This is a genomic window from Embleya sp. NPDC005971, from assembly GCF_040629175.1.
GTDB lineage: Bacteria > Actinomycetota > Actinomycetes > Streptomycetales > Streptomycetaceae > Embleya.
The window spans coordinates 96,017-108,611 of sequence record NZ_JBEXUX010000026.1 but is presented as its reverse complement, the minus strand read 5'-3'; the positions used below and the strand labels follow the sequence as shown (position 1 = coordinate 108,611).

The window sequence follows — 12,595 nt, the reverse complement described above, 5'->3', positions numbered from 1 at the left end:
GAGCCGGGCATCGAACAGGTGACCTGCGGTGCTTTTGCGAACGGTTCCACAGGCGTCCGAGGATCGTTTTCCAGGGGGGCGACTGAGCCTCGGTTCGTGTGGCGTCCCCTGCGGGGGTGCTCGTCGTGGCCGAGGACGGTGGTGCCATGTCCTCATGCCCTGCCCCTGAGCCCGGCCGCGTCCTGGGATGTCGATGCCGGCCGGTGCGTCCGCCCGGACCGCCTGTCCGTCGCCCGGACTGATGCTTCACGTCTCGACGTAGGCAGCGCATACATGCCCACCTTTCGAGGCGCTCGACCCGAGCACGCGGTTCCTCAGTGTCGGGCGAATTTCGGCTTATTGGAGCCGATCACCATGACCACAAGAGGGGAAAGCGCCCGGGATTCCGCCCCCCTGTGCCGCAACGGCAGCACCGGCAACAACGGGTCAACCCGAGCCCACAACTCGTCCGAGACCAACCACAGCGGCGCCTTCCCCACGCCCACCGCGACGCCCCGCCGATCCCGGCGACACGCCCCAAGCCGCCGAATCAGCACTTTGTGGCAACTCCTCTAAATCTGCCGAGCCAAATTCAGCCGAAGCGCCAAAGATGCCCAGGGCATCGGCTGGTCTACTGATCGGAATACGAAACGCACGTGCCACGAGGGCGCACCCTTCGAGGACGTGGACACGCCGGTCACCGGCGTGAGGGAGGCCCAGTATGTCGTGGAGATCCGCATCAGGTTGTCGCAGGTTTCACCCCCGAGTCTCTTTCGCGCGAGTCGCCACCGCGTCTCTGGCAGCGATAGCTCTAGCAGCGTTCCTTACCAGCATGTTTACCACCTCCTCCGCCGTTTCCGGTCATCGATCAGGGACCGATTCGGTTGCATCAGGACCCGGCAGCGCGGGTTCGCGGGGCGCGGGCGGAAAGCTCACTATCGGGGCCGTTGGCGAGGTCGACACGCTTAATCCCTTGACATACATCCTGTCCAACTCGTACGCCCTGATACCGTACCTGTTCGAGGCACTGACCTCGCCCTCTCACGATTCCCTCGCCGAACAGGGACCGGGGCTCGCCGAATCGTGGAATGTCGCGGCCGACGGCCTTACCGTCACGTACCACATGCGGCCTGGTCTCAAATGGAGCGACGGGAAACCGCTCACCGCAGCCGACGCAGCATATACGCTCGGCCGCGTGCTCGAGGGTGGGCAGGGGAACAGTACATGGGGAAATTATCTCGACAACGTGAAAACCGTGAACGCCCCGGATGACATCACCGTCGAGCTGAGCCTTGGCGCGCCGAGCGCGACGCTGCCCAAAATGCCGATCCCTATACTCCCGAAGCATATCTTTGAGCATTATCCCGACGAGAAGCTCGACCAGTATCCTCTCGGTCCGAAAAGCTTGGTGACGTCCGGGCCCTACCGACTCCTCGAGGGAGGGGCGGGCAGCTCGTTGTACCGCTTCGAAGCGTGGCCCGGTAACTGGCGTGGGCTCAGTCCGGTCGCGTACGTCGACTGGCGGTTCTTCAAAGCACAGGACACGATCATGCAGGCGATTCGAAAGGGGGAGATCGACTATACACCGAGCGTGAACGCGCTACAGGTTCGAAAGCTCAAGAATCGGCAGCACATGTACGCCGGTCAATTCCCACTCCTCGGCAACTTCGTCGAAGTGGGTTTCAATTCGGGCTCTTCCGACCTCAAGACAGGCCGGCCGCTCGGTGATCCGAACCCTGCGGTTCTCGATCCCAAGTTCCGTTTCGCGTTGTCCACCGCCTTCGATCCGGCGGAGCTTTCGCGCAAGGCGTTCAAAGGAGGTCTGTCACCTCTGAGGACGATCGTCCCCGACGGCTTCCCGGACTTCCAGTGGAAGCCGCCGGCAGACGGCACGACGTACGATCCGAAACTCGCCGCCCAGAGGCTCGACGAGGCCGGCTACAAGCTGGACGCCCACGGCAGGCGCACCCTTCCGACCGGCCGCTCGGTACCACGGCTCCGGATCGCGGTCGACGCGTCGGACCAGTCGTCCCTCCTCGCCACTCGACTCGTCCGCGAGTGGATGCAGAATCTCGGATTCGACATCACGCTCGATGCGATGACGGCCGACAAGCTGACCGACGAAATCCTCAGCGGGAATTACGACATGTTCTGGTGGGGCTGGGGCTTCAGTGACGACCCGGACGCGATGCTCGTCTACCTGACTTGCGACCAACGCTCGCTTCAGAGTGACAGCTGGTACTGCTCCGAGGAATACGACGATCTGTACACCGAACAGAAAAACGAACTGGACCACGACAAACGCGTCGAGATCGTCAAGAAGATGCAGCAGATTCTCTACCACGATGCTCCCTACATCGTGATGGGACAGCCGATGGCGCAGCAGGCATATCGCAGCGATCGGTGGACGGGATGGACCTCCGCGTTTCAGCCCGGTGGTGACGTCATGGCCGACGTCACCAGTCTCTACGACCTGAGGCCGACCGATGGTGCCGCTCAGGACGTGAGTGCGGACCGAACGGCGCGAACGGCGACAGTCGTCTATCGCAGCCTCGCAGCGCTGATTTTGATCTTGCTACTCGGGCGATTCGCAGTAGCGCGATGGCGCCGAGCGACAGCGGAGGAGCGAGAATGACGTCGCCATCGATCTCTACCGCCACCCATGTCGACGGGCTGGTCGGACCAGGCTTTCCTCATCGACGTTCACGGCTCGCCGGCCGCTTCAGCCGCAGGTTCGTGCTGACGCAGTTCGCCGGTTCGGCTTGCGCGCTGATGTTCGTCATCGTCGTGAACTTCTTCCTGTTCCGGGTGATCAACCCCCATCCCGAACGGACCCTCGGCCGAGGAAAGGCTCGTACCGCAGAGGACCTGGAAGAGATCCGGCGCCGGCTGGGACTCGACGAATCGCTCTGGATGCAGTTCGGAAAGTACCTGAAGCAGGTCTTCACGGGAGACTTCGGCGTTTCCTTCCAGTACTCCAAACCGGTCCCCGACCTCATCGGGGAGCGCGTATGGCCGACCCTCCTCCTCGTCCTGCCGGCGACGGTTCTCTCGATCTGGCTGGGCAGCCGGCTGGGCAGCCGTCAGGCGTGGAAGCACGGCGGGCGGTTCGACCGCTCGACATCGGCCTTCGCGACCGTCCTGTACTCCATGCCGGAATGGTGGCTCGGTCTGTTGCTGTTCATGGTGTTCGCCGCCAACCCGGTCTTCGGCGTCTTCCCCATCGGCGGGCTCCATTCGCCCGGAGTCGCACCGATGAGCGTCGAGGGCGTCGCGGACACCATCTGGCACCTCGTCCTGCCGACGACGACGCTGACGGTCACATATCTCGCCGAATACTCGATGATCATGCGGTCGTCCATGCTCGACGTCATGGGAGAGGACTACCTGCTCACCGGGCGCGCCAAGGGGCTCTCCGACCGGCAGGTCCTGCACAGGCATGCACTCCCGAACGCTCGGTTGCCCATGACCACGCTCATCGCACTCAACCTGGCGTTCACCGTGGGTGGTGCGATCACCATCGAGACCGTCTTCTCCATCCCGGGGCTCGGACTGCTCACGAGCGAAGCCATGAGGATTCCCGATCTGCCGCTTCTGCAGGGGCTGTTCCTCGTCTTCTCGGCCGCGGTCGTGGTCGCCAACATGGTGGCGAACTTCATCTACGCACTCCAAGATCCGAGGGTGAAAGCATGACCACAGCACCCGCTCCCCCTCGACGGTCCAGCGCGAGAGCGCTCCGTTGGAAGCTCCGTCGCGAAGCCTGGGGTCGTACGTGGGCGAAGTTCCGCGCGAACCGGGCGGGCATGGTCGGACTCGCCGTGCTCCTGGTCTTCGCGGTCATCGCGGTCTTCGCGCCGCTGCTGGCCGACTCCCATGAGTTGCGCGTGAGTGCCGCGTCGGGTCCGATCCTGGCGCCGCCGAGCCGAAAGTATCCGCTCGGAACCGATGACAACGGACGTTCGATACTCACCCTGCTCATATTCGGGGCCCGCGTTCCGCTTCTGGTGGGCCTGATGGCCACGGTCATCTCGATGGTGATCGGCACGATCGTCGGCATGGCCTCGGGGATATCGGACGGGTGGGCAGGCACCGTCCTCTTCCGGCTCACCGAATGGTTCATCGTCATTCCATTCCTGCCCCTCGCCCTCGTCCTGGCGACCTTGCTGGGCGGCTCCTTGCTCTCGATCATCGTGGTGATCGGCATCACCGGCTGGCCCGCGACGGCGCTGGTGATCCGGGCGCAGACATTCTCGGTGCGCGAACGGCCGTTCATGGAACGAGCGCGGGTGCTCGGCGCGGGGCCCTGGCACCTCATGTCGAAACATGTGTTCCCCAACGTGCTGCCGCTCGTGTTCGCGAACACGACACTCACGGTCGCCGGGTCGGTTCTTGCCGAGACCACGCTGTCCTTCCTCGGCTTCGGCGACCCGACAGCGGTTTCCTGGGGCACGATGCTCAACGCGGCGTTCGGCACCGGTGCCGTGTCGCTGGGGGCATGGTGGGCGCTGCTCCCGCCCGGTATCTGCGTCATCGTGGTGGTACTCGCGTTCACGATGGCCGGCCAAGCGCTCGAGGACATCGTCAATCCGCGCCTCAAGGAGGGCCGATGACCCAACTGCTGAGGATCGAAGATCTCCGGGTCACGTACCGATCCGGTCGAGGAGACATCGCCGCCGTGCGCGGCGTTTCTCTCTCACTCGACCAAGGCCGCTCCCTTGGCATCGCCGGCGAATCGGGTTCGGGAAAGTCCACGGTGGCGAGCGCCGTGCTGCGGCTCCACCCCCGCAAGGCAGGCGTGGAGGGGCGGGTCGAGGTCTGCGGCAAGGACGTCAACTCCCTCACCTGGGGCGCGCTGCGCCGCATGCGCTGGTCGGATGCCGCGATCGTCTTTCAGGGAGCGATGAACTCGCTCAACCCCGTGCGGACGGTGGGCGAGCAGATCGCCGAACCCATTCTCGTCCACCGACCCGAGACGACGCGGCGTGCATGCGATCTCCGCGTGGCCGAACTGCTCGACATGGTGAGCCTCGCGGCGGAGCACACGTACAGCTACCCCCATCAGCTTTCGGGCGGACAGAAGCAGCGCATCATGATCGCCATGGCGCTCGCCTGCGACCCCAAGCTGCTGATCGCCGACGAAGCAACCACCGCGCTCGACGTGAAAGTGCAGGCCCAGATCCTGCGCCTGCTTCGAAACCTGGCGGTCGAGCTCGAACTCGGCTTGATGATGATCAGCCACGACCTCGCGGTCCTGTCGAGCGTGTGCGACGAAGTGGTCGTCATGCACGGCGGCCGCATCATAGAGCAGGCTCCCGGTCCGAGGGTGTTCGCGCAGGCGAAGCATCCCTATACGCGGGCTCTCGCAGGCGCGTTCCCCACGATCGGCGACCCGGCGTCGAGGTATCGGCCCCAGGGGCTCGCGGACGATCCGGTCACCGTCGTCGACGACGTGGCCGAGCGTGAATTCGCCGCGCAGTGCACGTCTCTCGACGGCGACTGCCTCGTCCACAAGCCGGAGTTCGCCAGGTACGCACACGGGCTGAAAACCGGCTGCCTGCGCGCCGAGGATCTGGGCATCGCCCGTACGGAATCGACGGTGGCCCGATGAACCGCATCGTGCTGAGCGCGACCGATCTCCATGTCACGTTCCCCTCACTCCACGGTCGCAGCGAGGTCCGTGCCGTTGACGGCGTGAACCTCGAGGTCCGGGACGGCGAGATCCTGGCTCTGGTCGGTGCGTCGGGCTCCGGAAAGACGACGCTGAGCAGAGCGCTTCTCGGCCTCGAACGTCCCACGAGCGGAGAGGTGACCGCTCTCGGCAAGCGGCTTCCCACCGGTGGCGCCGCGCTGCGCGGCTACCGCCGCCGGGTCCAACTCGTCATGCAGGACCCGTCGGGTGCGCTCAACCCGAAGCACTCCGTGTACGAGTCGGTGGCCGAGGGCATCCGGCTGCACCGGCTCGTCGCCGAGCACAACGCCCGCGGCGATGACGTCACCGAGGTCGATCTCGTGGCACGAGCACTCTCGAATGCCGGCCTGCGCCCGCCGGAGCAGTTCTTCCTGAGCTACCCTCACGAGCTTTCCGGCGGTCAGCGTCAACGCGTCCTCATCGCCGGCGCGCTCGCCGTCGAACCCGAGACCATCATCGCCGACGAGCCCGTCGCAAGCCTCGACGCGTCGCTCCGCGGAGAGATCCTCAGCCTCTTCCTCCGGTTGCGCGAACAGATGCGCCTCAGCGTCATGGTCGTCACGCACGATCTCGGCCTGGCCTGGAACATCGCCGATCGTGTCGCGGTGATGCGATCCGGCCGGCTGGTCGAGGTCGGAACGACCGAAGAAGTGCTGCTGAATCCGCAACACACCTACACGCGCGAGCTGCTGGCCGCGCTGCCAAGCGAGCAGCACCGAGCCGGCCATGAAGGAACGTGAAGGATGAAACCGACCATCCACTACGACGGACGTCCTCGGGCCGGTGCAGACGACGAAGCACCGTACGCCGACGCATTGCTTCGTCATGCCGCCCGCAGGCCGGTGTCGTTCATGGTGCCCGGCCATGGTGCCACCGGCGACGGTTTCGCCGCGGGGCAGGCGGAGTTCGCCGGGGAACGGGCACTGGCCATCGATGTCACACAGCTGCTCGACGGCATCGACCTCGGAAGAGACTCCCCGCGCGAGCGTGCCCATCAGCTGGCCGCCAGGGCATGGGGCGCCCGGCGGACCTGGTTCCTCACGAGTGGGTCCTCGCAGGGCAACCGGCTCGCGGCGCTCGCGGTGAGTCAGCTGGGTGACGGGATCGTCATTCAGCGCAGCGCACACTCGAGTGTCGTGGACGGCGTCATCCTCGCCGGGTTGCGTCCGGCCTACGCCCTGCCCGGCGTGGACGTACGCAACGGCATCGCCCACGGTGTCACGCCGGCGTCCATCGCGAAGGCGATCGCCGACCATCCCGGGCCGGTGACAGCGGTCTACATCGTGAGCCCGAGCTATTTCGGGGCGGTCGCCGACGTGCCGACCATCGCCCGGTTGGTCCACGACGCGGGCGCCGTGCTCATCGTCGACTGCGCCTGGGGAGCCCACTTCGGGTTCCACCCGGACCTGCCCCCCTCCCCCGTGCGGCAGGGGGCCGACATCGTCGTCATGAGTACGCACAAGATGACGTCGTCCCTGCACCAGAGCGCGATGCTGCACCTCGGCGACACCGATCTCGCCGACACTCTGGAGCCCGCTCTCGAACGGGCCTATCGAATGACGACCTCCACGAGTGAGAGTTCACTGCTGATCGGATCGATCGATGTCGCCCGTCGCGACCTTCAACGGGGCGGGCCGCACGTCGACGACGCACTGCGTGCCCTGGGAGCGGCGCGTGACCGCATTCGGGCGGAGCAAGGAATCTCGTTGATCGAGGACACCTTTTTCTCCCACCCGGACATCGTCGACCATGATCCCCTGCGCATGCCGATCGACGTCAGCGGGATCTGCGCGGATGCGCACGCCCTGCGGCTCACGTTGGCGCGCGACTTCGGTGTATGGGTGGAGATGGCGACGCGCACGACGCTCGTCCCGCTCGTGGGGATCGGCAAGCGAACCTCGTTCGACCGACTCATCGACGCCGTCCTCGAAACCCGGGGAGACGCGGTGCCGAACGAGATCGGCGACCCGGCGGACCTGCCGTCGCCCGGGAGAACACAGGTCTCTCCGCGTGACGCGTTCTACGCGCCGTCCGAGGTCGTCCCGCACACGGAGGCGGTGGGCCGGACGAGCGCTGACGCCCTTTCCGCGTATCCTCCGGGAATCCCCAATATTCTGCCCGGTGAGGAAATCACTCGACCCGCCGTCGACTTCCTACTGCAGGTTGCCCGTTCACCGGGCGGGTACGTTCGAGGCGCCGTGGTTCCCGACGTGAGTCGCTTTCGCGTGATCAGGAAGCCGTAGCGGACATCGATTCTCGGGAATCGGACCGCAACGCCTCTTCGGTCACGCCCCGCGTCAGGAGGCCCGGACTCCGGAATGCGTGCGCAGCTGCAACCAGACGCTCAAGCACGAATCGGCATCCTCCAGGTCCACTCCTGTCAGTTCGGAGAAGCGGCGAAGCCGATACCGCAGCGTGTTGGGGTGTACCTGGAGTTCCTGCGCCGCCCGGCTCACCTCGAACCGTGCCTCGAACCACGCCGCCACGCTGTTGGCGATCTCCCGATTGCGGGCCGAGGCGGTGAAGATCCGGGCGATCTCCGTATCACGCAGCCAGGGAGTTCTCGTCAGCTCGGCTGCGACGTGTCGCAGGATCACGTCCACCCGGACGTCGCGCAGGGTTGCGGTAGGCCGGTCCGAGCGGACGACGAGCGCCTCCAGCACGTCGTCCGCCTCGGCGCGCAGATCCGTGAGCGGCCGGGTCGCGTCATGGTCGACGGCGACCGCGCCGAACAGCCGTCGCCGCGCTCGGCTTCCCGGGATGCCGGTGATCGACTCGGCCAGGGAGGACGCGGCAGAGCTCACCTGATCGTCGGCGAGGAGGACGTAGACAACCCCTCCGGACACCGTGATCGGGGCGCTGGGGCGCAGAGCGCTGATCTGGCGTGCGACATTCTGTGTGGCGCCGGCCGCCGCCGAGGATTCGGACCGGTCCGCCCCTGTGCCCCCGAATCCGAACGCGAGCAGCGCGCGAGGCACATCGTCCCGCAAACGGAGCCGCGTACGGGCACCGTCCGCGTTCCCCGTTCCGTCGATGAGCGACCGCAGAGCGTCGCCGCGGAGTTCGTGATGGAGCTCGAAGGGGCTGCGCGCACGCAGCATGTGCAACGCCGCCAACTGAGCGCCCTGCCGCAGAGCGGCTTCGTCACGAGGGCTCATGCCGTTTTCGCCCTCGATCGCCCAAATCGTGCCGAGCGGAAGGTCGCCGGCCTTGACGGCCATCGCCGCACGCGCGAGTTCGTCACCGTTGCGCTCGAACCTGACCACGCCGTCGGACCGCAGGATGCGCCCGTACCGTTCCCGATCTCCCGGATCGTGCGGAGCGCTCCGGTCGAGGATGCCTTCGCTGCGTACCGCGTCGATACGCTGGCCCGGAACGCTCGAGTAGGCGACGACGCGCTGAGAGAGATCCTCGATCGACACCGAGCCACCGATCGTCGCCGCGACCGCGTCGGCGATCACGTACAGCTCCTCGACACCGACGGCGGGTCCTCCATCGGACGGCGCCCAGTGCGATTCGATCACCGTGTCGAGCAGCGCGGCCAGCTCACGCCAGTTCAGCTCGCTGTCGAAAGACATCAGCGAAACCCCGGCCTCGGCTGCCGTGCGCAGGACCGTCGGCGTCGCCGACGCACCCGCTCGGAGGAACACCGCACCGAACCCACGCTCGGCGGCTTCCCTCACCGATGCCTCGATCTGCGGCACGTCGCCGTACCCCGCCAGTAGCAGGATGCCACCCGACACATCGGGTAGCCCCTCCCCCGGCCCCGCGATGACGGTGCTACGCACGAAAAGCGCGCCCGCGGCGGTCGACTCGACGAGAACGGTGACCTGCAGCGGGAGCACCCGCTGCAGCAGCTCCTCCAGGGAGCAGCCGGCAACTGGCCGATCAGACAAGTTCATTCGCGAATACTAGTCACATCGGCTACAGATTCGCCCCGGATGGAGTCCCTAGCCTGATCGTAAATCAGAAGGCGGGAACTCATATGACGACGTCGACCCTCGACGCATCAGACACAAATCCGAACGACGACGCGCGCGCATTGATTGAATTGTTCCCCGAAGGAACATATGTTGATGCCGAGGACGAGTTGGTCGTGGGAGGCGTTCGGCTGACGGATATCGCGCAGCGGTTCGGCACCCCTGCCTACGTGCTCGACGAGACCGCGCTGATCCGCCAGGCGACATTGTTCCGCGAGGCGCTGGCCGCCAGATGGCCGAACTCACGCGTTGTCTTCGCATCGAAAGCGTTCCCGGCGACAGCTGTCTATCGGACGCTCGCGGAAGCGGGGCTCGGAGCGGATGTCGCGGGCGGTGGCGAGCTTGTTCTCGCGCTCGGTGCGGGGGTTGAACCCGACACCATCGTGATGCACGGCAACGCGAAATCGGTGGACGAACTCCAGGCCGCGGTCGACGCGGGAGTGGGGCTCATCGTCATCGACAACTTCGATGACATCGCGAAGCTGGAAGAGATCGTCACCGGCCGCCAGGACGTCCTGATCCGTGTGCTCCCCGATGTCGCCGCCGAGACGCACGAGGCGCTGGCGACAGGAAAGCAGGGATCGAAGTTCGGTCTGCAGCGGGCAGACGCCCAACGGGCGATCGCTCGCCTCCGTTCCAGTGAGCACCTCGATCTTCGCGGTCTGCACATGCACATCGGAAGCCAGATATGCGAGGTCGAGCCCTATGTTGCGGCCGTGCGAGCACTCGCCTCCTACGGCGAGTTCGACATCTACGATCTGGGCGGCGGTCTGGGCGTCCGCTACACGTACGACGACGCTCCGCCGAGCGTCGAAGCCTGGCTCGACGGCCTCATCGGCGCCGCCACGAAGTATCTGCCGGCGCACGCGCAGTTGCTGATCGAGCCGGGCCGCAGCGTCGTGGCGCGAAGCGGGCTGACGCTGTACCGGGTCGTCTCGGTGAAGGAGGGACGACCGACGTTCGTCGCGGTCGACGGAGGCATGGGTGACAACCTCGAAGTGTCCCTGTACGGGCAAAGGTTCGAGGCGACCGTCGTGAACCGCGTCGGCGGCGGAGAGGCCGTGGACCTCGTCGGCAGGCACTGCGAATCCGGTGACCGGATCAGCACGGGTGTGGCGCTGCGCGAACCCCGGGTCGGCGATGTCGTGGCGGTGCCCGTGACGGGGGCGTACTGCCACACCATGTCGAACAACTACAACGGTGCCCGTCGGCCACCCGTGATCTTCGTCGGCGGGGGGCGGTCGCGTGCGGTGGTCCGCCGCGAGACCTACGAGGATCTGAGGCGCCGCGACCTCCTCGACCCCAAGGAAGGCGTGTGACATGTCCGAGATGACGAACGACCTCGTGATCCGCGGCGGTACCGTCGTCGACGGGACCGGAGCGCCGCGGAAGACCGCCGACATCGCCGTCTCGCACGGTCGAATCGTTCACGTCGGGGACATCGAGCCGGACGGGCGATTCGAACTCGACGCGACCGGGCTCGTCGTCGCTCCGGGGTTCGTCAACATCCTGAGCCACGCGTACGAGTCGCTGCAGCAGGACGCCCGTGGATTGTCGGACCTGTATCAGGGCGTCACCACGGAAGTCTTCGGAGAGGGATACTCGCTCGGCCCGGTCGTCGACCGCGCCGTCGAAATCGTCGATCCCACGCCCCGGGAAGACGGAGTCCGCACCGCCTTTCCGCGGTTGAACGACTTCCTCGAGAGCCTCGAGGCCAACGGCGTCGGACCGAACGTCGCGAGTTTCGTCGGCGCGCACAATCTCCGTGCGATCCGCGCCGGCGCGGACGAACGGCAGCTCACCGACGACGAACTCCGATCGGTCTGCGGCATCCTCGACGAGGAGCTCGCCGCCGGCGCACTCGGCGTCGGCTCGTCACTCCTGTACGCCCCCGGCATCTATGCCTCGACCGAGGAGCTGGCGGCGTACGCGGGAGTGGCGAGCGCGCACGGCGCCCTCTACATCTCACACATCAGGGACGAGGCCGCGCATCTGGAGAAGTCCGTCCGTGAGGTGATCGACATCGCCCGGATGTCCGCCGGCCGGGTACATGTGTGGCACCTCAAGGCCTCCGGCCGTGACAACTGGCACCGGATGGCCGAAGCGATCCGCCTGATCGCGGAAGCGCGCGAGGAAGGGATGGAGATCAGCGCCGATCTCTATCCCTACGAGGCAGGCGGTACGAGCCTGGCCGCGTGCATTCCACCGTGGTACTTCGACGGCGGAGAGAAGGCCCTGTTGAAACGTATCGCGGACCCGGTCGGCAGGGCGCAGATCATCGCGGACATCCGGGTGCCGGGCGGCACGTGGGAGAACATCTATCTCGATGCGGGCGGCGCCGAAGGTGTCCTGCTCCAGGGCGGACGCGGCTCGAACGCCGAGGCTGCCGGAAAGACGTTGGCGCAGTTCAGTGCCCTCCGTGGCTACGGCGATCCCCTCGAAGCGCTCCTGGATCTCGTGGCCGAGGACCCGCACACGGAGGCCCTCTACTTCTGCATGTCGGAGGAGAACATCCGCCTCGGTCTGGAACAGTCGTGGGTGAGTGTGTGCTCCGACGCCGAAGCGGCCTCGACGGAGCCGCCGTTTTCGGACTCCCCGACACACCCGCGAGCCTACGGCTCCTTTGCGCGCGTCCTCGGTCCATACGTGCGTGACGGCCTGCTGACGCTGGAGGAGGCCGTGCGTCGCATGACGAGCCTGCCGGCGGACACGCTGAGACTCGTCGGACGAGGGAGGGTCAAGGCAGGCGAGTGGGCCGACCTCGCGATCTTCGATCCGGACGCGGTCCAGGATCACGCGACGTACTCCGAACCCCACCGCTACGCCACAGGAATGCACCACGTGCTCGTCAACGGCCGCTTCGCACTGCGTGACGGGAACCCCACGGGCGCACTCGCGGGTCGGGCACTGAGGCGCGGCGTGCGCTGACGCACCCGAGGACGCCCCC

The 12,595-nt window shown here is 66.3% G+C and carries 8 protein-coding genes and 1 pseudogene; 8 read left to right on the top strand and 1 reads right to left on the bottom strand.

Features of this window, described 5'->3' with window-relative positions; genetic code table 11:
• The first annotated feature begins 811 nt into the window (after positions 1–811).
• The 6 genes and pseudogenes from ABZ374_RS23390 (at position 812) to ABZ374_RS23365 (ending at position 7,911) form a co-directional block, all read left to right on the top strand.
• Positions 812–2,614: an ABC transporter substrate-binding protein gene (locus ABZ374_RS23390; RefSeq protein WP_360314045.1), complete on the top strand. Its 1,803-nt coding sequence runs from the start codon at positions 812–814 to the stop codon at positions 2,612–2,614.
• A complete protein-coding gene (locus ABZ374_RS23385) occupies positions 2,611–3,672 on the top strand; it encodes an ABC transporter permease (protein ID WP_360314043.1) in 1,062 nt (353 codons plus the stop codon). Before ABZ374_RS23390 ends, ABZ374_RS23385 begins: the two co-directional genes overlap by 4 nt.
• On the top strand, positions 3,669–4,589 hold the full coding sequence (locus tag ABZ374_RS23380) for an ABC transporter permease (RefSeq protein ID WP_360314041.1): 921 nt from the start codon (positions 3,669–3,671) through the stop codon (positions 4,587–4,589). Before ABZ374_RS23385 ends, ABZ374_RS23380 begins: the two co-directional genes overlap by 4 nt.
• Positions 4,586–5,587 carry an ABC transporter ATP-binding protein gene (locus tag ABZ374_RS23375; protein ID WP_360314039.1) on the top strand — a complete coding sequence of 334 codons (1,002 nt, stop codon included), beginning with the start codon at positions 4,586–4,588 and terminating at the stop codon, positions 5,585–5,587. Before ABZ374_RS23380 ends, ABZ374_RS23375 begins: the two co-directional genes overlap by 4 nt.
• A pseudogene (locus ABZ374_RS23370) lies at positions 5,584–6,372 on the top strand (ABC transporter ATP-binding protein); the annotation flags it as partial. The gene ABZ374_RS23375 and the pseudogene ABZ374_RS23370, both read left to right, overlap by 4 nt.
• Before the next feature lie 39 nt (positions 6,373–6,411).
• A complete protein-coding gene (locus ABZ374_RS23365; protein ID WP_360314037.1) occupies positions 6,412–7,911 on the top strand; it encodes an aminotransferase class V-fold PLP-dependent enzyme in 1,500 nt (499 codons plus the stop codon).
• A gap of 54 nt (positions 7,912–7,965) precedes the next feature.
• On the opposite strand, the gene ABZ374_RS23360 is transcribed toward ABZ374_RS23365, so the two are convergent.
• Positions 7,966–9,570: a helix-turn-helix domain-containing protein gene (locus ABZ374_RS23360; protein ID WP_360314035.1), complete on the bottom strand. Its 1,605-nt coding sequence runs from the start codon at positions 9,568–9,570 to the stop codon at positions 7,966–7,968.
• 83 nt (positions 9,571–9,653) lie between these two features.
• On the opposite strand from ABZ374_RS23360, the gene lysA reads away from it, so the two are divergent.
• On the top strand, positions 9,654–10,967 hold the full coding sequence (lysA, locus tag ABZ374_RS23355; RefSeq protein WP_360314033.1) for a diaminopimelate decarboxylase: 1,314 nt from the start codon (positions 9,654–9,656) through the stop codon (positions 10,965–10,967).
• Position 10,968: 1 nt separating this feature from the next.
• Positions 10,969–12,576, top strand: a complete 1,608-nt coding sequence (locus tag ABZ374_RS23350; RefSeq protein WP_360314031.1) for an amidohydrolase family protein — start codon at positions 10,969–10,971, stop codon at positions 12,574–12,576.
• Positions 12,577–12,595: the final 19 nt, after the last annotated feature.

Coding starts and splice junctions, on each gene's coding strand:
- lysA (WP_360314033.1), top strand. CDS start 9,654: ATGACGACGTCGACCCTCGACGCATCAGACACAAATCCGAACGACGAC.
- ABZ374_RS23350 (WP_360314031.1), top strand. CDS start 10,969: ATGTCCGAGATGACGAACGACCTCGTGATCCGCGGCGGTACCGTCGTC.
- ABZ374_RS23380 (WP_360314041.1), top strand. CDS start 3,669: ATGACCACAGCACCCGCTCCCCCTCGACGGTCCAGCGCGAGAGCGCTC.
- ABZ374_RS23390 (WP_360314045.1), top strand. CDS start 812: ATGTTTACCACCTCCTCCGCCGTTTCCGGTCATCGATCAGGGACCGAT.
- ABZ374_RS23385 (WP_360314043.1), top strand. CDS start 2,611: ATGACGTCGCCATCGATCTCTACCGCCACCCATGTCGACGGGCTGGTC.
- ABZ374_RS23360 (WP_360314035.1), bottom strand. CDS start 9,570: ATGAACTTGTCTGATCGGCCAGTTGCCGGCTGCTCCCTGGAGGAGCTG.
- ABZ374_RS23365 (WP_360314037.1), top strand. CDS start 6,412: ATGAAACCGACCATCCACTACGACGGACGTCCTCGGGCCGGTGCAGAC.
- ABZ374_RS23375 (WP_360314039.1), top strand. CDS start 4,586: ATGACCCAACTGCTGAGGATCGAAGATCTCCGGGTCACGTACCGATCC.